This is a genomic window from Mycobacterium sp. DHQP2018-32-09, assembly GCF_058148405.1.
The window spans coordinates 18,347-39,044 of record NZ_JBYVYK010000049.1 but is presented as its reverse complement, the minus strand read 5'-3'; the positions used below and the strand labels follow the sequence as shown (position 1 = coordinate 39,044).

The window sequence follows — 20,698 nt, the reverse complement described above, 5'->3', positions numbered from 1 at the left end:
GCTCAGGCCGACCGCGCGCTCCACTCGGCGGTCCGCTCGGGAGACGCCTGCGTCAACGCCGACCGGGTGTTCGCGGCGTCGAAGTCCTTGCCGTACACCGGTGTTCCCGGCTGCTGACGCCACGACTCCGAGATGGGGCCGGCGTCGACGGGATCGAAGCCCAGTTCGTCGACGAGGCCATGGACCACCTCTCGCCCTGCCCCGTCGGCACCGGCCACGGGCAGCGCGATGCGGTCCGGCGTGCCGGCAGGGGAACCCTTCTCCAGCAGGTGCTTCCACCAGATCCCGTTGAACACCTTGTACACGGGCGCGTCGATCTGTTCGGACACCCAGACGCTCTCGACCTGGCCGTCCTCGATGGCGGCGATCTCGCCGTCGCGCTGCTGCGGGTAATAGTTGTTGGTCTCGATCACCGGCGCGTCCGGCCTGCGCGCGGCGACGATACCGTCCGCGAGGTCCGGCACGTTCTTCTGCGGGATGCTGACGATCACCAGGTCGGCGTCGGTCGCGGCGTCGGCCGCCCAGACGGCCGTCGCGCCGGTCTCGGCGGCCAGGTCGGCGAGCGTCTCCGGTGACCGCGAGTTGGCGACCGCCACGTCGTGTCCCAGAGCGCGCAGCCGCCGCGTCAGGGTGCCGCCGATCAATCCTGCTCCGATGATGCCGATCTTCACGAAGTGCCTCCGCTGTCGGGTGTGGTCCGGTATCCGAGCACAACACGCCCCGGGCGGACCGCATTCCGGCCGGGGGACCCGGCCTCAGGCACCCGCGAGCGCGCGATCGGCCAATGCGGCCAGTGCCGGGGCCAGTTGCAGGGAGTATTCGCGCGTGATGTGGCCGGCGTCGAAGTACACCAGCGTGTTCCCGACGATGGCGGGGCAACCCTCTGCGCCGCAGAACAATTCGGTGACGTCGGCGTACCGTCCACCGCCGGCCTCGGTAGCCGCGGCCTCGGCGCGGATGCCTTGATCGAACGCCGTGCCGCGGTGCACCACACACTGCGTCGCGTCGTCGGGATGGGCGGCGAGGCAACTCGGTGCGGGCATCGGCAGGTCGACGGTCGGACCGAGGATCAACACCTGCGCCCCGGTCGCCCGCAGATCGTGCGTCAGCTCGGTGAGGCCGCGCAACCACGCCGCGTCGAACATCTCCAGCCCCGGCACCATCGTGTGCGCACCGTTGGCGTCGTACGCGCGCGCCGAGCTGATCACCACCAGCTGCGCCGGCTCGGCCCGGAGCCGCTCCAGGACGCCGTTGCGCCAGTTCGCGCACTGCAGGAACCATTCGGCGAACCCGTTGAAGTGGCTGCTGACGGGCAGGTCCACGATGGGGCAGCCCGCCTTGGCCATCATCTGCAGTCGCCAGTGCCGGTCGGCGGCTGCGCGCTGGAAACCCGGGTTGAACATCGCCGCGCGCGAATCGCCGATGACGGCGACCTTGGTGGGCGCCGCCGCGTCGCCCACCACGCACTCGGGCTGGGTGGCGTCGAACGGCAGCACGCGCAGGCAGCCGTTGGTCAGCATGCTGAGCTGCTGCGAGGTCAGGTCGTCCAGGGCGGGCGTCAGATTCGACGGCACACCGCGGATCTGCGCGGAATCGGACACCGCGCGGCGCACCTCGGCGAACACGTTTCCGACGCCGGCGTCATAGGCCGCCAGGCTCGACCCGGCGGGCGTCGTCGTCGCCGTCAACAGCATGGGCGTCACCGCGGGACCGCGGCCGGGACCCGGCCCGGCCGGCGTCGGCGCGACGAGCAGGATCACCAGCCCCACGCACACCGTCACCGCGGTGACGCCGCCGCCGAGTCCGAGGCTGCCCCGCGCCGACGTGCGCACGCGCGGCGCGAACCGCAGCGGATTCTCGACGTAGCGCAACGTGAGCATCGCCAGACCCAGTGACAGCAGCACGGCGGCCAGCTTGACCGCGAGCCCGACCGGCTGCCCCAGCACCACCGGGACGAGGACCAGCACCGGCCAGTGCCACAGGTACCAGGAGTAGGACTGCCTGCCGATCCAGCCCATGGGGGCCAGGCCGAGCACGCGTCCGCAGCCCCGGGTGGGCGTGGCACACCCGGCGGCGATGACGAACACCGCGCCGGCCGTGGGCACCAGCGCGGCGTACCCCGGGTACGGCGTCGTAGGGCCGAGGAACACGCAGGCGCCGCCGACGAGCGCGAGGCCCGTCCAGCCGAGGGCGGCGGCGACGGGCGCGGGCAGCCGGCGCCACTGGGTGGCGGTCAGCGCGATCAGACCGCCGAGGGACAGCTGCCAGGCCCTGGTGGGCAGCGAGAAGAACGCCACCGGAGGGATGAGGAACGTGAGCATCAGCGCCAACGCGAACGACACCACCGCGATCACGGCCAGGATGACCGCGAACGGCCGCACCGACGGCGCGGCCTGCGCGGCGGGTCGTCGCCTGCGGATACGCCGGAGGATCCACGCCGTCCCGATGAGGAGCAGCGGCCAGACGAGGTAGAACTGCTCCTCCACACCGAGCGACCAGTAGTGCTGGAACGGCGACGGCACCAGCAGGCCGTCCTTGGCGAAGTAGTTCACGCCCGAGCCGATGAACCAGTAGTTGCTGACGTAGAGGGCGCTGGTGATGCCGTCCATCGTCACGGGTTTGACCTGGCCCGCGGGCAGCAGCAGGGCCGAGGCCACCAGCGTGACCACGCCGACGAACGCCGACGCCGGCAGCAACCGGCGGGCCCGCGCACCGTAGAAGTCGCGCAGCCGCACGGTGCCGCGCGTGCTCGCCTCACGCCACAGCATGCCCGTGATGAGGAACCCCGAGATGACGAAGAAGACGTCGACGCCGACGAAGCCGCCCGCCAACCCGGGGACGTCGGCGTGGAACAGCACCACGGCCAGTACCGCGACGGCGCGCAGGCCCTCGATGTCGGGCCGGAAGTCCCGGTGCCGCGCGGCGCGTGCGAGCGTCGCGGATTCTCGGCTGCCCACGGGCAATTCGGTCGTGCTCATGCCGCGGTGCCGTCCCCCGAAACGTCGATACCCCCACTCACGAGCGGCACGATATCTTCTCGCGCGACAATTTGCTATCCGAACGCGGAAGTAGGTCGGGATCGACCACGGGCCCGACGCTGCCGAGCGGCTGCGCAGTGCATCTGCGTGCAGATCCAGCAATTTCCTGGCATCGGCGGCAACGCGTGGCCGCCGCCGTGGGCCGGCCCGAGATGTCTTTGCCCTGGGAAAGTCTCGGAGATGCCGACGATCCCGGCACCCATGGGTACCGGGATCGTCTCGGGTGTCTCGGCGACGAGGCGCCGCGAACGGGTTCTCCTACAGTGCGGCGTCTCCCGCGTCGAGGGCGGCGTCCAGGATGTCCAGGCCCGTGCGGGCCTCGTCATCGCTGATGTTGCAGGCCGGCACCACGTGGATGCGGTTGAAATTGGCGAACGGCAGCAGACCGTTCTGCTTGCACGCCGCGACCACGCCGTTGACCGCGGGACTGCTGGAACCGTAGGGCGCCAACGGCTCCCGGGTCTGCTTGTCCTTGACCAGCTCGACGGCCCAGAACACGCCCGCGCCGCGCACCTCGCCGACGCACGCGTGCTTCTCGGCGATCTGCGCCAGCCGCGGTCCGATGACCTCGGCGCCCACGCGGGCGGCGTTCTCGACCATGCCCTCCTCGGCCATCGCATTGATGGTCGCCACCGCGGCGGCGGTCGCCAACGGATGACCCGAATAGGTCAGGCCGCCGGGGTAGGCGCGGTGGTCGAAGGTCTTGGCGATCTCGGGGTTGATCGCGACGCCGCCGAGCGGCACGTACCCCGAGTTGACGCCCTTGGCGAACGTCATCAGGTCCGGCACGACGTCGAAGTGGTCGACGGCGAACCACTTACCGCTGCGGCCCCAGCCCGACATGGTCTCGTCGGCGATGAACACGATGCCGTATTCGTCGCACAGCTCGCGCACGCCGGCCATGTACCCGGGCGGCGGGATCATGATGCCCGCGGTGCCGGGAATCGACTCCAGCACGATCGCGGCGATGGTGGACGGTCCCTCCATCTTGATCGTCTCGCGCAGGTGATCCAGCGCCCGCTGCGACTCCTGCGCCTCGTTCTCGGCGTAGAACCGCGACCGGTACAGGAAGGGGCCGAAGAAGTGCACGACACCGGCGTTGCCGTGGTCGTTGGGCCACCGCCGCGGGTCACCGGTGAGGTTGACCGCGGTCTCCGTGCCACCGTGGTAGGAGCGGTAGCGGCTGAGCACCTTGTAGCGGCCCGTGTGCAGGCGAGCCATGCGCACCGCGTGCTCGACGGCGTCGGCGCCACCGTTGGTGAAGAACACCTTGTTCAGGTCGCCGGGCGTGCGCTCGGCGACCAGGCGGGCAGCCTCGGACCGGGCGTCGTTGGCGTGCTGCGGCGCCACCGTGCACAGCTTGGCCGCCTGCGCCTGGATGGCCGCGACCACCTTGGGGTGCTGGTGACCGATGTTGGTGTTGACCAACATCGACGAGAAGTCGAGCAACTTGTTGCCGTCACCGTCCCAGACGTAGCTGCCCTGCGACGCGGTGATGGTCATGGGGGAGATCTCGGCCTGCGCCGACCACGAGTGGAACACGTGAGCGCGGTCCAGTTCGTAGGCGCGGGCGGCCTCTTCGCGGGCGGCGTCGACCGTCAGGCCGTTGGGCAGGGTCGGGGCCTCGTTGGTGATCGTCATTGGTCCTCTTCTGGTTGACGCCGAAAGTACGGTCGTCGACGCGCCCTCTCGGGAGATACGTGCGACAACCGTACTCTCGGCGACTGGCTAGGAGTTCTCGGGGAAGCCCAGGTTGATGCCACCGTGGCTGGGATCGAGCCAGCGCTGGGTGATGGCCTTCTGGCGGGTGAAGAAGTTCACGCCGTCCATGCCGTGGGCGTGGCTGTCGCCGAACAGCGAGGCCTTCCACCCGCCGAAGCTGTAGTACGCCATGGGCACCGGGATCGGCACGTTGATGCCGACCATGCCGACGGTGACCTCGTTCTGGTAGCGCCGGGCAGCGCCGCCGTCGTTGGTGAAGATGGCGGTGCCGTTGCCGTACGGGTTCGAGTTGACCAGTTCGAGTGCCTCGTCGTAGGTCTCGACGCGCACCACCGACAGCACCGGGCCGAAGATCTCGTCGGTGTAGACGCTCATCTCGGGCGTGACGTTGTCCAGCAGGGTGGGGCCGAGCCAGAAGCCCTCCTCGCCGCCGTCGGCGGTCACGGTGCGGCCGTCGACGACCACCTTGGCGCCCGCGGCCTCGCCGGCGTCGATGTAGGACGCCACCTTGTCCCGGTGGGCCTTGGTGACCAGGGGGCCCATGTCCGAGTCCTTGGTGCCGTCGCCGATCTTGAGGCCGACGGTGCGCTCGGTGATCTTCGCGACGAGGTCGTCGGCGATGGGGCCGACCGCCACGCAGGCGGAGATCGCCATGCAGCGCTCACCGGCCGAGCCGAAGCCGGCATTGACCATGGCGTCGGCCGCGAGGTCCAGGTCGGCGTCGGGGAGGATCACCGCGTGGTTCTTGGCGCCGCCCAGAGCCTGGACGCGCTTGCCGTTGGCCGTACCGGTCGCATACACGTACTGGGCGATCGGGGTGGAGCCGACGAAGCTGATCGAGGCGACCTTCGGGTTGCTCAGCAGCTCGTCGACGGCGGTCTTGTCACCCTGCAGGACGTTGAACACGCCGTCGGGCAGGCCGGCTTCCTTCCACAGGGCCGCGGTCCACAGCGAGGCGCTGGGATCCTTCTCCGAGGGCTTGATGACCACGGTGTTGCCGGTGGCGATGGCCACGGGGAAGAACCACATGGGCACCATGGCGGGGAAGTTGAACGGGGAGATGACCCCGACGACGCCCAGCGGCTGGCGGATGGAGTACGCGTCGACGTTGGTCGAGGCGTTCTCGGTGAAGCCGCCCTTGAGCAGATGCGGGATGCCGCAGGCGAACTCGACGACCTCCTGGCCGCGGCTGACCTCGCCGAGGGCGTCGGAGAGCACCTTGCCGTGCTCGGCGGTGATGATGGCCGCCAGCTCGCCCTTGCGCTCGTTGAGCAGCTCGCGGAAGCGGAACAGGATCTGGGTGCGCTTGGCCAGCGACGTGTCGCGCCAGGCGGGGAACGCCGCGGCGGCGGCGTCGATCACGGTGCGGGCGTCCTCGACGCTGGCCAGCGCCACCTGTCCGGTGACGGCCCCGGTCGCCGGGTTGGTCACGGGCGCGGTGGCCCCGGACGAGCCCTCGAACGTCGCGTTGTTGAACCAGTGGTTGATCGTGGTCATGTAGCCGCCTCTCTTGCGGATGGTGAGGTCTGACCAGCCGCGGTGCTGGCAGTGACGTCTTCGAGTATGGATCGGCGACGTGACCCGGGACGCTGACGAACCGTCATCGTTATCGACCGATTGTTTACACTCTGTAAATGCCCCTGACCGTCGCCGACGTCGTCGCGCTGCCCGTCGTCCAGCGCGGCGCGCCGCAGGTGCTCAGCGACCACCGGTTCGGCGACGAGATCCGATGGGTGCACGTCGGCGACGTCGCCGACCTCTCGGGACTGCTGCAGGGAGGCGAACTGCTGCTCACCACCGGGGCCGCCCTGCGCGACGCCGCGCGACCGTTCCTGCAGGGGCTCGCCGACGCCGGCGCGGTGGGCGTGATCGTCGAACTCGGCGCCTCCCTGCCCGCCGTCCCCGACGGCCTCGCCGCACTGGCCGTCGAGGTGGATCTCGCGCTGGTGGTGCTGCACCGCGAGATCAAGTTCGTCGAGGTCACCGAGGCCGTCCACCGGCGCATCGTCGCCGAACAGTACGACGAGGTGGCGTTCGACCGCCGCGTACACGAGGTGTTCACCGAGCTGAGCATGAAGCGCGCCTCGGTCCGCGGGATCGTCGACGCCGCCGCCCAGATCCTCGACGAACCCGTGGTGCTGGAAGACCTGGCCCACCAGGCGCTGGCCGCGTCGGTCAGCGGCCCGCACGCCGCGGAGCTGCTCGACGACTGGGAGCGCCGCTCGCGGCTGGTCTCCGACGGCAGGGGAGAGGACTGGGTGGTCACGTCCGTCGGCCCCCGCGCCGAGGAGTGGGGCCGGCTGATCGTGCCGCGGCGCCCCGCCGACGTCGCGCGGACTCGACGGGTCCTCGAACGCGCCGCCGCGGCGCTGGCCCTGCACCGCATGATCGAACGCGACCGGACCGGGATGCGGCAGCAGGCGCAGAGCGGGCTCATCGACGACGTGGTGCGCGGCCGCATCACCGACGAGCAGGAGGCCACCGCCCGCGCCCACGCCCTCGGATTGCGAAGGGCGACGAGCTATCTGCCCGTCACCGTGCGCGTCGAGGGCGACTTCGGCGGCGCCGATCCCGTGGCCACGCAGCGACGCAACGTAGACCTGCTCGACACGGTGGCCCACACCGTGAACGCGGCCGGGCACACCGGTCTGTTCGCCACGCGCCGCGACGGCGAGGTGGCAGCCGTGCTCGCGCTGCGGCCCACGCGCGACGGGGCGGCGGCCCTCACCGCGCTCGGCGAGACGCTGCGACGGGAGGTGCGGCGCGTGCACGGCGCCGCCGCCGTGGTGGCGGTGGGTCCCCCCGGCGGCGACGTCATCGACGCCGTCGGCGGTCTCACCGAGGCCGCCCACGTCGCCGAGGTGGCGCTCGGGATGGGCCCGGACGCGTTGCAGCGCAGCTACTTTCGTGCCTCCGACATCCGGCTGCGCGGTCTGCTGTCGCTGCTGCGCGACGATCCACGGGTGCAGGGCTTCGCCGAGACCGAACTGCGCGCCCTGCTCAACGCGCCCGACGCGACCGCGCACCTGGCCACCCTGCGCGAATACCTGCGCTCGGCGGGCAACAAGGCCGCGCTGGCCGGCCGGCTGCACATCAGCCGACCCGCGCTGTACAAGCGGCTCGCCACCATCGAACGCATCCTCGGCGTCGACCTCTCCGATGCCGAGTCCATGGCGTCGCTGCACGTCGCACTCCTGGTGCTCGACGCCCGCCGCGCCGCACCGCGCCCCTCCTGACGACCCACACGTGACGGCACCCTCGAGACCCACCCCGCCACGACTCCAGCCATTCCCGGTCGGCGACGGCCACGAATGGGTAGAACCACTGTCGACGCACCGGCACACGGGAGGAACCGCATGACCACAGAGACGAGCTTCGACGAACGCACCATCGCCGTCGTCGCGCTCACGCCGGCACGCCCGGCGTCGGCCGGGGCGCCGTCGTGACGACCCCCTGGAGCCCCAGCCGGCTGGGCGACCTCGGCGGGCAGCGCATCATCGTGACCGGAGCCACCAACGGCGTCGGGCTGGGCACCGCGCGGGCGCTGACCAAGGCCGGCGCGCACGTCGTGCTCGCCGTGCGGAACACCGAGCTGGGCGCCCAGCGCGCGGCCGAGATGGGCGGCTCGACGTCGGTCGTCGAACTGGACCTCGCCAACCTCGCGTCGGTGCGCTCGTTCCCCGAGCGGCTCGACGGTGACGTCGACGTGCTCGTCAACAACGCCGGTGCCGTCAGCCCGCACCGCCGCGAGACCGTCGACGGCTTCGAGATGACCCTGGGCACCAACTTCCTGGGGCCGTTCGCGCTGACCAACCTGCTCGCCGGCCGGGTGCGCTCCACGATCGTCAACGTGGGATCCGACGCCCACAAGAAGGCCACGCTGCGCCTCGACGACCCGCACCTGCGGCACACCACGTGGAATGCGATGGGCGCTTACGCGCGCTCGAAGCTCGCCGTGATGCTGTGGGGCCTGGAACTCGACCGTCGCCTCCGGGAGGCGGGATCGCCCGTCACGCTGCAGCTGACCCACCCGGGCTGGGTGGCGTCGAACCTGTCGAACCTGTCCGACAAGCGACTGTCGACGTGGTTCCACAAGGGCGTGCAGGCGGTGGGATCGCTGCTGGCCAACGACATCGACGCCGGCGCCGCCCCCACGCTCTACTGCCTCAGCGAACCGATCCCGCCCGGCAGCTACGTCGGCATCGACGGGGCGTTCGGGCTGCGTGGCGGCCCGGTACTGGCCGGCCGCGGGGCGGTGGCGTGTGACTACGACACCGCGGCGCGGCTGGTCGCGTTCGGCGAGCGCGAGACGGGCACCACGCTGTTCGCCTAGCGCGGGCGCCGAGTGGGAATCCAGCGACGCGTATCGGCGCCACGGCGTCGTCGGATTCCCACTCGGGCCGCAGTGACGGCGAGCCGACACTGGACGCCGCGGCTGCGAGGTGCTGGAGTGACGGGCGAGAACGGTGGGATGGGCCCGTCGTCGACGAGGGGGGCCGTGCCGGTGACGCGTCGCAGACACCACGGGGCGATCACGCGAAGTGCCACGGGGCTCAGCGCCGCCGAGGCGTTCACCATCATCGCCATCGCCACGATCCTGATCACCCGCGGCTACCTGCAGCTGACCGGCTACCCCCAGATCGGCGGCGGCAACCTGCACATCGCCCACGCCCTGTGGGGTGGCGCCCTGATGATGCTCGCGCTGCTCATCGGATGGATGACCCTCGGCCTCGGGACCCGCATGCTGTGCGTCGTGCTCGGCGGCATCGGATTCGGCCTGTTCCTCGACGAGGTGGGCAAGTTCGTCACCAAGGACAACGACTACTTCTACGGTCCCTCCGCCGAGATCATGTACGTGCTCGTGGTGCTGATCCTTGTCACCGCCCGATTCGTCCGAGACTTCCGCCCGCTGGGTGCCGTCGAATGCCTCGCCTCGGCCACCGCGATCGCCGCCGACGGGATGGCCCGCGGTCTCGCCGAACGGCGCCGAGAACTGGGATACGTCCTGGTCGAGCGCGCCGTCGACCTCGGCGCCGACCGCGACGACGCCCGCCGCGTCCGGGAGCTGCTCGCCTCCGCCGACCCGGCGTCCGACCGCGTCTGGGCGTTGCAGCGGCGGGCCCGCACCCTCATCCCCGGGTTCCTGCGCAGCCCCCGCTGGATCCCCGTCGTCGGCTGGCTGCTGGTACTCGGCGCGTTCCTCGGCGTCTCACTCGGCACGCTCGGCGTGTTCTTCGGCGACGACTTCTACGACGACGACACCGTCGCCGCCAACGTCGAAGGCATCGACATGCCCGCGACCATCCAGCTGGTCACCGCCGCCCTGACACTCGGCATCGCCCTGCCCGCCATGATCGCCCGCACGCGCACCACCGGCATCTGGCCGCTGCGCTGGCTGCGCACCGCGGCCCTGACCTTCACGCTGCTCACCGCGCTCGTCGACTTCGCCACCGAGGGGTTCGGCGCGCTGATCAGCCTGTCGATCGGGCTGTTCACCCTGGCGGTGCTGTCCTACCAGATCGACGTCGCGATCCGCGCCACCCTGGACCATCCCGCCGCCGCTACACCGCCCGCACGTAACGCCGACTCATCACCCGCTGCGCCGTCGAGGTGAGCGGACCCGCCAGCCTGCTCCACCACGTGGCGTGCCGCGAAAACGCCGTCACCTCGGCGTACACGGCATCTGTCGCCGGGTCGTAGCGCACGGCGAACAGTTCCTCACCCGTCTCCGGATGGCCGGCGAGCGTGCCGTAGGCGAACCCGCGGCGGTCGGCGTCGGCCAGCAGGTACACCACCCGGCACGGTGCGCTGATCGGCCCCAGCGAGACGAGTACCTCCACGCCCACCGCGGCGACGTCGGCCGTCGCCCGCACCCGGGCGCCCGCGCCGCGCAACATGCCCCAGCGCAGCACCGCGTCGGCCGCCGCGTCGAACCGTGCCCGGCCGGATCCCACGACCGCGGACTCGTGCAGATGGTGATAGCCGGCGGGCAGTTCACCCGCCGTCGCACCGACCTCCGGGTAGGTCAACGGCAGACCGGACAGCTGGCTCAGGCGCACGGCCACCACACTGCCACCGGCGACGCCGCGACGTCCGCAGCGGACCGACCACATACGGTGACAGCGTGATCGACGACGGCTCCGGCTCGCCGGTCGGCGGCGACGGCTCTGGCTCGTTGGTCGGCGGCGCCGACTCTGGCTCGTTGGTCGGCGGCGCCGAGTCCGGTCGGTTGGTCGGCGGCGCCGACTCCGGTCGGTTGGTCGGCGGCGCCGACTCCGGCTCGTTGGTCGGCGGCGCCGACTATGGCCGCTTCGTCGACGCCGTCCGCACCCTCCAAGACCTCGCCCGCGGCGCCGCGCCGCCCGACGCAGTGGTCACCGCGGCCGCCGACCTCGTCGAACGCGCGAACCGCCTGCTGCAGCCCTACGAGGTGGACGAGCGGCGGTCACCATCGGGCAGACGGGACGACCTGCCCGGCCGCGGCAGCATCCTGTCGATCCCGCTCCACCCGACCGTCGTCGACGGCCGCGTCACCGGCACCGCCACGTTCCGGCGCTACCACCTGGGTCGCAACGGCGCCGCGCACGGCGGCGCGGTGGCCCACCTGTTCGACTCGCTACTTGGGTATACCGCCCACACGCTCGGTGCAGCCAAGCGGCAACGGACCGCCTACCTGCACGTGGACTATCGCAAGATCGCCGTGATCGGAAAGGAACTGCGAGTGGACGCCGGTATCGACGGGATCGAGGGCCGCAAGACATTCGTCTCGGGCCGGCTGCTGGACGGCGACACCGTCCTCGCCGAGGCCGAGGCGCTGTTCGTCGCGCTGCGCCAGGAGCAACCGTGACGGCGCAGCAGCGCAGCGACGACCGCCAGAAGTTCTGGGTGCGCTGGCGCGACGGCATCCGGGACCGGCCCGCCGTCAACCTCGCCTACCGCATCGCCGTGGGCGTCGTGGGCACCGCCGTGCTGGCCGTCGGCATCGTCGCCATCCCGTACCCGGGGCCGGGCTGGGCCATCGTCTTCCTGGGGCTGGCCATCCTGGCCAGCGAATTCGCCTGGGCGCAGAAAGCGCTGCACTGGGTCAAGGAACGCTATGACCGCGTCATGGCGTGGCTGAAGGAACAGGGGCTGTGGGCGCAGGTGCTCGGCGCGGTGCTGACGTGCGCGGTGGTCCTGGTGTCCGTGTGGCTGCTCGGCGCGCTGGCGTGGATGGGTGATCTCGTGGGCCTCGACTGGCCGTGGTTGCGCAGCCCGCTGGGGCTCGGGCCCGGCTGAGCCGGGGCTCAGGCCTGATCGAGCCGGGGCTCAGGGTCTGATCGAGCCGGGGCTCAGGCCTGATCGAGCCGGGGCTCAGGGTCTGATCGAGCCGGGGCTCGCCGACACCACCGAGCGGACGTCCGGCGCGGCGGCGCACCCGCCCCGATAGCATGGTCGCGGTCGTGGGACGCGCGTGCCCGCGCACGCCCGTGCCCTGACGAACGAGACGAACCCGCCAGCGAGGAGACCCGCGATGAGTGCCGCCGACCGCACCGCCCCAGCAGCCCCGATCCGGGTGGCTGCCGGGACGACGGCGGCCGCGGCCGTCCGTGCCGCCGAGCTGCCCACCAGGGGCGCGCCCGACGCCGTCGTCGTGGTCCGCGACGCCGGCGGACGGCTGCGCGACCTGTCGTGGACGCCCGACGCCGACGTCGAGGTGACCCCGGTCGCCGCCGACACCGACGAGGGTCGCAGCGTCATCCGGCACTCCTGCGCCCACGTGCTGGCCCAGGCCGTGCAGGACCTGTTCCCCGAGGCCAAGCTCGGCATCGGCCCGCCCATCACCGACGGCTTCTACTACGACTTCGCGGTGCCGCGCGCGTTCACGCCCGAGGACCTCGCCGCGCTCGAGAAGCGCATGAAGCAGATCATCAAGGACGGGCAGCTCTTCGACCGTCGCGTCTACGAGTCCGTCGAGCAGGCCCGTGAGGAACTGTCCAACGAGCCGTTCAAGCTCGAACTCGTCGACGACAAGTCCGGTGACCCCGACGTGATGGAGGTGGGCGGTGACGAACTCACCGCCTACGACAACCTCAATCCCCGCACCCGCGAACGGGTCTGGGGCGACCTCTGCCGCGGCCCGCACGTCCCGACCACCCGGTTCATCCCGGCCTTCAAGCTGACCCGCAGCTCGGCGGCCTACTGGCGCGGCGACCAGGCCAACGCCAGCATGCAGCGCGTGTACGGCACCGCGTGGGAATCGCAGGAGGCGCTCGACCGTCACCTCGAACTGATCGAGGAGGCGCTGCGCCGCGACCACCGCAGGCTCGGCGTCGAATTGGACCTGTTCAGCTTCCCCGACGAACTGGGTTCGGGCCTGCCGGTGTTCCACCCCAAGGGGGGCGTGGTGCGGCGTGAACTCGAGGACTACTCCCGGCGCAAGCACTCGCAGGCCGGCTACGAATTCGTCAACACCCCCCACATCACCAAGGAACAGCTGTACGTCACCTCGGGGCACCTGGAGTGGTACGCCGACGGCATGTTCCCCCCGATGCAGATCGACGCCGAGTACAACGACGACGGCACGGTGCGCAAGCCGGGGCAGGACTACTACCTCAAGCCCATGAACTGCCCCATGCACCACCTGATCTTCCGGTCGCGGGGGCGGTCGTACCGTGAACTGCCGTTGCGGCTCTTCGAGTTCGGTTCGGTGTACCGCTACGAGAAGTCGGGCGTGGTGCACGGCCTGACCCGGGTGCGCGGCATGACGCAGGACGACGCGCACATCTACACCACGCGCGAGCAGATGCGCGACGAGCTGGCCTCGCTGCTGCAGTTCGTGCTGGACCTGCTGAGCGACTACGGCCTCGACGACTTCTACCTCGAGCTGTCCACCAAGGACCCGGAGAAGTACGTGGGCTCCGACGAGGTGTGGGAGGAGGCCACCGCGACGCTGCGCGAGGTCGCCGAGGCGTCGGGCCTGGAGCTGGTGCCCGATCCGGGCGGCGCAGCGTTCTACGGCCCCAAGATCTCCGTCCAGGTGAAGGACGCGCTCGGACGCAACTGGCAGATGTCGACCATCCAGCTCGACTTCAACATGCCCGACCGCTTCGAACTCGAGTACACCGCTGCCGACGGCAGCAGGCAGCGGCCCGTGCTGATCCACCGCGCGCTGTTCGGTTCCATCGAACGCTTCTTCGGCGTCCTCACCGAGCACTACGCCGGCGCGTTCCCGGCCTGGCTGGCGCCCGTGCAGGTGGTGGGCATCCCGGTCGCCGACGCGCACGTGCCGTACCTGCAGGACGTGGTGGCGCGGCTGAAGGAGCGCGGCATCCGCGCCGAGGTGGACGCCAGTGATGACCGGATGGCCAAGAAGATCGTCAACCAGACGAACATGAAGGTGCCGTTCATGCTGCTGGCCGGCGACAAGGACGTCGACGCCGGTGCCGTCAGCTTCCGGTTCGCCGACCGCACCCAGATCAACGGCGTGCCGTTGGACGACGCCGTCGACGCCGTGGCGAACTGGATCGCCCGGCGCGAGAATGCCGTTCCCACCGCGGAACTGGTCGAGGTGGGCAGCAACGCGTGAGCGATCCGGGGGAGCAGAGCGCGCCGGGCGAGGGGCCCGACGCCGTGGTCGACCACGGTGTGGGCGACCAGGACCACCTGCAGCGGTTGTGGACGCCGTACCGGATGTCCTACATCGCGGGGACCATCAAGACGGGATCGGCCAAGTCGACCGAACCGTTCACCGACATCCCCACGATGTCCGACGAAGACGGTCTGGTGGTCGCCCGCGGTGAGCACGTCTACGCCGTGCTGAACCTGTACCCCTACAACCCCGGCCACCTCATGGTGGTGCCGTACCGCCGGGTCGCCGAACTCGAGAACCTCACCGTCGACGAGAGTTCGGAGCTGATGACCTTCACGCAGAAGGCCATTCGCGTGCTGAAGGGCGTCTCCCGGCCGCACGGCTTCAACGTGGGGCTCAACCTCGGGACCTCGGCGGGCGGCTCGCTGGCCGAACACCTGCACATGCACGTGGTGCCGCGCTGGGGCGGCGACGCCAACTTCATCACCGTGATCGGCGGGGCCAAGGTGATCCCGCAGTTGCTGCGCGACACCCGGGAACTGCTCGCGACGGAATGGACCGCGCAGTCGTGAGCGACTTCTACCTGATGACCAGGGCCGCGTACGCCAAGCTGAGCGGCCCCCTGGCCAGGGCGGCTTTGAAGATCGGTCTCACCCCGGACTCCATCACCATCCTCGGCACGGCCGGCACCGTGATCGCCGCGCTCACGCTGTTCCCGCGCGGACAGCTGTGGTGGGGTGCGGTGGCCGTGGCATTCTTCGTCCTGGCCGACATGCTCGACGGCGCGATGGCCCGAGAACGCGGCTACGGCACCAGGTTCGGCGGCGTACTGGACGCGACGTGTGACCGGATCGCCGACGGCGCCGTGTTCTGCGGCCTGCTGTGGTGGGCGGCGTTCGGGTTGCACAGCAGCCCGCTCGTGGTCGCCACGATGATCTGCCTCGTCACGTCACAGGTGGTCTCCTACATCAAGGCGCGCGCCGAGGCCAACGGGCTGAGCGCCGAGGGGGGCACCATCGAACGGCCCGAACGCCTGGTCATCGTCCTCGTCGGTGCGGGTGTGTCGGACCTGCCCTTCTTCCCGCTGCCGTGGCTGCTGCCGGTCGCGATGTGGCTGCTCGCCGTCGCGAGCCTGATCACGCTGGGGCAGCGCGTGCACTCCGTGCGGACGTCGCCGGGTGCGGTGGAGCCGCTGTCCTCGCAGCCCCCGTCGTCGAACACCCCACCCGGCGCGCAGGGGACGAGCGACTCGTGAGCGTGCTGCCGTCGGCGCTGGGGGAGCAGCTCGCCGATCTCGGGTACGCGGCCGGCTGGCGTGTCGTCCGGGCGATGCCGGAGTTCGCCGCGCGCAACGCGTTCGGAGCGGGCGCCTGGTATGCCGCCCGCGGCGGCGGACCCGCGCAGCTGCGCAAGAACCTGGCGCGCGTGGTGGGCGTTTCGCCCGGGGACGTGCCTGCCGAGCTGATGCACGCGTCGCTGGCGTCGTACGCGCGCTACTGGCGGGAGGCGTTCCGGCTGCCGTCGATGGACCACGTGGCGCTGGCGCACCGGCTCGCCGAGCACGCCGTCGGCGGCGAGCACGTCGAGGCCGCGCTGGCCGCCGGTCGCGGTGCCGTGCTCGCGCTGCCGCACAGCGGCAACTGGGACATGGCGGGGGTGTGGCTGACCAACACCTACGGCCGGTTCGCCACCGTGGCCGAACGGCTCAAACCCGAGTCCCTGTACCACCGTTTCGTCGCCTACCGCGAGAGCCTGGGCTTCGAGGTGCTGCCGTTGACCGGCGGCGCCCGGCCGCCGTTCGAGGTGCTGGCCGAACGGCTCCGGGCCAACGGGCTGGTGTGCCTGATGTCCGACCGCGACCTGACCCGCTCGGGCATCGAGGTCGACTTCTTCGGTGAGCCGACGCGGCTGCCGGCCGGCCCCGCGCGGTTGGCGCTGGAGACGGGGGCGGTGCTGCTGCCCACGCACACCTGGTTCGAGGGCGCGGCGTGGGGCACGCACATCGAGGCGCCGCTGGACACGTCCTCGGGTGACGTCGCGACCGTCACGCAGCACCTCGCCGACCGGTTCGCCGCCAACATCGCCGCCCATCCCGAGGACTGGCACATGCTGCAACCGCAGTGGATCGCCGACCTGTCGGCGCAGCGAAGGGCGCGGCTGGAGGGCAGCGACCCGGGCACGAATCGGGAGCCCTGACATGCGGATCGGGATGGTCTGCCCCTATTCGTTCGACGTCCCGGGCGGCGTCCAGGCGCACGTGCTGCAACTGGCCGAGGTGATGCGGGGGTACGGCCACGACGTCAGCGTGCTGGCGCCGTCGTCGCCGCACGTGACGCTGCCGGACTACGTGGTCTCCGGCGGCAAGGCCGTGCCGATCCCGTACAACGGCTCGGTGGCGCGGCTGCGGTTCGGCCCCGCCACCCACCGGATGGTCAAGAAGTGGTTGGCGGCAGGCGATTTCGACGTGCTGCACCTGCACGAGCCCAACGCGCCGAGCCTGTCGATGCTGGCGTTGCAGGCCGCGGAGGGCCCCATCGTCGCGACGTTCCACACCTCGACCACCAAGTCGCTGACGCTGTCGGTGTTCCAGGGCATCCTGCGGCCGTATCACGAGAAGATCGTCGGCCGCATCGCCGTGTCCGACCTGGCCCGCCGCTGGCAGATGGAGGCACTGGGATCCGACGCCGTCGAGATCCCCAACGGCGTCGACGTGGGCGCCTTCGCCGCGGCGCCGTTGCTCGACGGCTATCCGCGTCCCGGTCGCACCGTGCTGTTCCTGGGCCGTTACGACGAACCGCGCAAGGGCATGAGCGTCTTGCTCGCGGCCCTGCCCGCCCTGGTCGCCGCGCATCCCGACGTGGAGGTGCTGGTGGTGGGACGCGGCGACGAGGAGCAATTGCGCGAGCAGGCCGGCGAGCACGCGCACCACCTGCGGTTGCTCGGACTGGTCGACGACGAGGTGAAGGCGTCGGCGATGCGCAGCGCCGACGTCTACTGCGCGCCGAACGTCGGCGGTGAGAGCTTCGGCATCGTGCTGGTCGAGGCGATGGCCGCGGGCACCGCGGTGGTGGCCGCCGATCTCGACGCGTTCCGGCGGGTACTCCAGGACGGTTCCGCGGGGCGGCTGGTCCCGGTCGGCGACGCCGACGCGCTGGCGGCCGCGCTGGTGGAGGTGCTCGACGACGACGCGCTGCGGGCGCGTTACGTCGCCACGGCCACCGACGCCGTACAGCGCTACGACTGGTCGAAGGTGGCCAGGCAGATCTTGCAGGTGTACGAGACGGTGGCCGGGTCGGGCACGAAGGTCCGGGTCGCGGGGACCGGCCGGGAGGCGGCGCGCGGGGTCCGCCGGTGAGCCTCGTCTGGCTGCTGATCGCGGTCGCGGTCCTGGTCGTCGCCGTCCTGGTGATCGGGGGTGTGTGGGCGTTGCAGACGGCCCATCGGCTCGATCGCCTGCACGTGCGCTACGACCTGTCGTGGCAGGCTCTCGACGGCGCCCTTGCCCGCCGTGCCGTGGTGGCGCGGGCGGTCGCCGCGGACGCCTATGCGGGCAGCGCTCCCGGACGGCGGTTGAGCGCGCTAGCCGACGCCGCCGAGCAGGCGCCACGCACGGCCCGGGAGGCGGCCGAGAACGATCTGTCCGCGGAGCTGGCGTTGGTGGACCAGACGTCGCTGCCGACGGCGCTGGTGGCCGAGTTGGCCGACGCCGAGGCGCGGGTGACGTTGGCGCGGCGCTTTCACAACGACGCCGTGCGCGACACGTTGGCGTTGCGCGAGCGACCGCTGGTGCGGGCCCTGCACCTCGGCGGGACCGCGGCGATGCCGACGTACTTCGAGATCGCCGAACGGGCCACCCGCACGGTGGTCGAGCAGACGGGCCGGCGGACCTCGGCGCGCGTGGTCCTGCTCGACGCGGACGGGTGCGTGCTGTTGTTCCGCGGATCGGACCCCGCGCTGGATCCGGGCAGGGCGCCGCGGTGGTGGTTCACGATCGGGGGAGCGGTGCATCCCGGGGAGAGCCTGCCTGCGGCGGCCGTGCGGGAGCTGGCCGAGGAGACGGGCCTGCGCATCGACGTGGCCGATCTGGTGGGGCCCATCTGGCAGCGTGAGGCGCTGATCAACTTCAACGGCACGGTGACGCGCAGCGAGGAGGTGTTCTTCACCTACCGCACCGACCGCTTCGAACCGGCGACGGGCGGGCACACCGCGTTGGAGCGCAGCTACATCCTGGGGCACCGCTGGTGCGATGCGACGATCATCGCCGACCTGGTCGCCTGCGGCGAGACGGTGTACCCGGTGCAGCTGGGGGAACGGTTGGCCGAGGCCAATGCGCTGGCCGACGGGCAGGGCCCGGTCACGGCCGCCTCGGCCATTCGCTGACCAAACGTCCCCATAATTGACGCTCGTTGCGATAAATTCGTGCCGACGCTTGCCTCGGCAAGCATGTGCGACCTGGGGGACGGCGCCATCCGACGGCACCGACTGCGCTCCCGGGCCCGATCCAGGAGCCGAGTGTGACGGAGACCCTCACCCACGTCCGAGAGCCGGACTTCGAGCCCGACGAGCGCTTCATTCCCGTCGATCGCCGATGGTTCGGCATGGACCGCCGCACCGTCGCGCCAACGCTCGTCGTGCTGGCGCTGGTGTTCGTCACGGCCATCGTGCTGCCGACCGTCGACGACGTCATCGGCTACGACGACGAGGTGGTCGCCGGCGACGTCATGGGACTGGACAACGGCGTCACGTTCGTGCCGGAACCCGGCTGGGGCATCACGAGGGGCGTGCGCACCGGCAGCCCGATCGCCGGTGGCGCCTACCCGGACTCCGCCAGCGTCGCCGACGGCAGTACCGCGTTGACCGTCGTGACGGACACCTTCGGTGGCGACGCCAATGCCCTGATGGATCAGTGGGAGACGGCGTCCGGCGTGCTCGACGGCGACGTCGGCGTGGTCAGCGAGCGCACCACGATCACCACCGACGCCGGCCAGACCGGGGTGCTCGAGGAGGTGGCCGGGACCACGACCGAGGGGCTGCTGGTGACCTTCGTCGCCGACGGCGTCGGGGTGGCGGCCAAGGTGACCGCCACGGCCGACCCCACGCCGGCCGAGACCGATGCCGTCGCACGCATGATCTCCAGCATCCGGATGAACGGACCGGCAGCATGACCGCGGCCGGCAGCCTCGACGCCCTCGACCATGACCGCCGGGACGTGCTCGACACGTCCGGCTGGGGTCGCCGCTTCGTCTTCTACCAACCCCGCAACCTGGCGTTCTGGGCCTACGTCGTGCTGGTCGGCCTCGGCATCGTCGGCTTCGTCCCGATGCTGGTCGACCAGCCCGCCTCCTACTCCACCGCCATCGCCTGGGCCGTCGTGCTGTTCGTCGCCTACGGCGCACTGCTGTGGTGGTTCACCCAACGCGTCGACCGGTACGCCAAGCTGCCCGTGAAGCTGCTGGTGACAGGGTTGCTGTGGGGGGCGTTCGCCGCCACGTGGGTGATGGCCGCCCCGGCCAACGACGCCCTGAGCGATCTGTACGCCAAGTCCTTCGGCCAGACCTGGTCGCTCAACTGGGCGGCAGCGCTGTCGGCGCCGTTCACCGAGGAACTCTCTAAGGGCGTCGGCCTGCTGCTGCTCGTCGCGATGGCTCCGCGGGTCGTCCGCACGGCGTTCGACGGGTTGGTCCTGGGCGTGGCGATCGGACTGGGGTTTCAGATCAACGAGGACATCTCGTATGCGCTCCACGCCGCGGGTGCCCACTTCGGGGCCGACCCGGTCCGGTCCGAGATGTCCACCATCTTCATGCGCATGGGCCTCGGCATCGCCGCGCACGTGCTCTACAGCGCGGTGTTCTGCGCCGGCCTGATCTACGTGCTGGGCCGCCCGGCCGCACCGCGCCGCGTCGGCCGCGGGCTGCTGCTGATGGCCACCGCGATGCTGCTGCACGGCGTCTGGGACGGCCTCGGCGCGATCACCGGTGGCGACGCCGTGCTGGTGATCGGATCGTGGATCGTCGCGATCGCGATCGCGCTCGGCATCGCCGTGCTGGTGTACCGCGCCACCGTGGGCGCCGAGCGCGACGTCATGCGCGCGGTGCTGGCACCGGAGGTGGCACGCGGCGTGCTCGACGCCGCCGAACTGGACGCGGTGACCGGCACGTACCGTGCACGGCGCCGCTTCCGCAGGCACGGCAAAGGACGAACGGGGTTGGTGCTGGACGCGATCTACGACCTGGCGGGCGAGATCGCCGCGGCGCGGGGCGCGGACACCGCCCGGGTGCGGTTCGCGCGGTCGGAGGTGGCCCGCGTGCGGGAGGGCACCCCGTCGCGCTGGTAGCCCGCCGAGACGACTGCGGATTCAATTCATTTC

Annotated in this window: 18 protein-coding genes; 13 read left to right on the top strand and 5 right to left on the bottom strand. The window is 71.1% G+C overall.

The genetic code is table 11. The features are described from left to right. Positions 1-2: 2 nt before the first annotated feature. From AC30CM_RS21350 to AC30CM_RS21335, 4 genes are all read right to left on the bottom strand, one after another. Complete coding sequence (locus AC30CM_RS21350) at positions 3-671, bottom strand: NADPH-dependent F420 reductase (protein WP_490118909.1); 669 nt, start codon at positions 669-671, stop codon at positions 3-5. An 84-nt stretch (positions 672-755) separates the two neighbouring features. After that, a complete protein-coding gene (locus tag AC30CM_RS21345) occupies positions 756-2,978 on the bottom strand; it encodes an acyltransferase family protein (RefSeq protein ID WP_490118908.1) in 2,223 nt (740 codons plus the stop codon). A gap of 318 nt (positions 2,979-3,296) precedes the next feature. Further along, the gene (locus tag AC30CM_RS21340; RefSeq protein ID WP_490118907.1) at positions 3,297-4,679 is read right to left on the bottom strand and encodes an aspartate aminotransferase family protein; all 1,383 of its coding nucleotides are present in this window, start codon (positions 4,677-4,679) and stop codon (positions 3,297-3,299) included. Between the two features lie 87 nt (positions 4,680-4,766). Then, positions 4,767-6,257, bottom strand: coding sequence for a CoA-acylating methylmalonate-semialdehyde dehydrogenase (locus tag AC30CM_RS21335; RefSeq protein WP_490118906.1), 1,491 nt, complete (start codon positions 6,255-6,257; stop codon positions 4,767-4,769). Between the two features lie 137 nt (positions 6,258-6,394). Here AC30CM_RS21335 and AC30CM_RS21330 point away from each other — a divergent pair, with 137 nt between their 5' ends. From AC30CM_RS21330 to AC30CM_RS21320, 3 genes are all read left to right on the top strand, one after another. Beyond that, the gene (locus AC30CM_RS21330; RefSeq protein WP_490118905.1) at positions 6,395-7,996 is read left to right on the top strand and encodes a PucR family transcriptional regulator; all 1,602 of its coding nucleotides are present in this window, start codon (positions 6,395-6,397) and stop codon (positions 7,994-7,996) included. 206 nt (positions 7,997-8,202) lie between these two features. After that, positions 8,203-9,093, top strand: coding sequence for an SDR family NAD(P)-dependent oxidoreductase (locus AC30CM_RS21325; protein ID WP_490118904.1), 891 nt, complete (start codon positions 8,203-8,205; stop codon positions 9,091-9,093). Between the two features lie 138 nt (positions 9,094-9,231). After that, on the top strand, positions 9,232-10,374 hold the full coding sequence (locus AC30CM_RS21320; RefSeq protein ID WP_490118919.1) for a hypothetical protein: 1,143 nt from the start codon (positions 9,232-9,234) through the stop codon (positions 10,372-10,374). Here the strand turns inward: AC30CM_RS21320 and AC30CM_RS21315 are convergent. Next, complete coding sequence (locus AC30CM_RS21315) at positions 10,322-10,819, bottom strand: DUF1990 domain-containing protein (protein WP_490118903.1); 498 nt, start codon at positions 10,817-10,819, stop codon at positions 10,322-10,324. The genes AC30CM_RS21320 and AC30CM_RS21315 overlap by 53 nt on opposite strands. Before the next feature lie 170 nt (positions 10,820-10,989). Here AC30CM_RS21315 and AC30CM_RS21310 point away from each other — a divergent pair, with 170 nt between their 5' ends. The 10 genes from AC30CM_RS21310 (at position 10,990) to AC30CM_RS21265 (ending at position 20,665) form a co-directional block, all read left to right on the top strand. Continuing rightward, on the top strand, positions 10,990-11,607 hold the full coding sequence (locus AC30CM_RS21310) for a PaaI family thioesterase (RefSeq protein WP_490118918.1): 618 nt from the start codon (positions 10,990-10,992) through the stop codon (positions 11,605-11,607). Beyond that, positions 11,604-12,038, top strand: coding sequence for a TIGR02611 family protein (locus tag AC30CM_RS21305; RefSeq protein WP_490118902.1), 435 nt, complete (start codon positions 11,604-11,606; stop codon positions 12,036-12,038). Before AC30CM_RS21310 ends, AC30CM_RS21305 begins: the two co-directional genes overlap by 4 nt. Positions 12,039-12,273: 235 nt before the next feature. After that, entirely contained in the window at positions 12,274-14,328 is a 2,055-nt protein-coding gene (gene thrS / locus AC30CM_RS21300) for a threonine--tRNA ligase (RefSeq protein ID WP_490118901.1), read from the top strand. After that, the gene (locus AC30CM_RS21295; RefSeq protein ID WP_490118900.1) at positions 14,325-14,903 is read left to right on the top strand and encodes an ATP adenylyltransferase; all 579 of its coding nucleotides are present in this window, start codon (positions 14,325-14,327) and stop codon (positions 14,901-14,903) included. Before thrS ends, AC30CM_RS21295 begins: the two co-directional genes overlap by 4 nt. After that, positions 14,900-15,586, top strand: a complete 687-nt coding sequence (gene pgsA, locus AC30CM_RS21290) for a phosphatidylinositol phosphate synthase (RefSeq protein ID WP_490118899.1) — start codon at positions 14,900-14,902, stop codon at positions 15,584-15,586. Before AC30CM_RS21295 ends, pgsA begins: the two co-directional genes overlap by 4 nt. Next, positions 15,583-16,527: a phosphatidylinositol mannoside acyltransferase gene (locus AC30CM_RS21285; protein WP_490118898.1), complete on the top strand. Its 945-nt coding sequence runs from the start codon at positions 15,583-15,585 to the stop codon at positions 16,525-16,527. Before pgsA ends, AC30CM_RS21285 begins: the two co-directional genes overlap by 4 nt. A gap of 1 nt (position 16,528) precedes the next feature. Next, complete coding sequence (locus tag AC30CM_RS21280; protein WP_490118897.1) at positions 16,529-17,686, top strand: glycosyltransferase family 4 protein; 1,158 nt, start codon at positions 16,529-16,531, stop codon at positions 17,684-17,686. Then, the gene (locus AC30CM_RS21275; protein WP_490118896.1) at positions 17,683-18,711 is read left to right on the top strand and encodes an NUDIX hydrolase; all 1,029 of its coding nucleotides are present in this window, start codon (positions 17,683-17,685) and stop codon (positions 18,709-18,711) included. Before AC30CM_RS21280 ends, AC30CM_RS21275 begins: the two co-directional genes overlap by 4 nt. Before the next feature lie 134 nt (positions 18,712-18,845). Beyond that, the gene (locus tag AC30CM_RS21270; RefSeq protein WP_490118895.1) at positions 18,846-19,496 is read left to right on the top strand and encodes a hypothetical protein; all 651 of its coding nucleotides are present in this window, start codon (positions 18,846-18,848) and stop codon (positions 19,494-19,496) included. After that, entirely contained in the window at positions 19,493-20,665 is a 1,173-nt protein-coding gene (locus AC30CM_RS21265) for a PrsW family intramembrane metalloprotease (RefSeq protein WP_490118894.1), read from the top strand. The genes AC30CM_RS21270 and AC30CM_RS21265 overlap by 4 nt, the downstream gene beginning before the upstream one ends. The last annotated feature ends 33 nt before the right edge of the window (positions 20,666-20,698 follow it).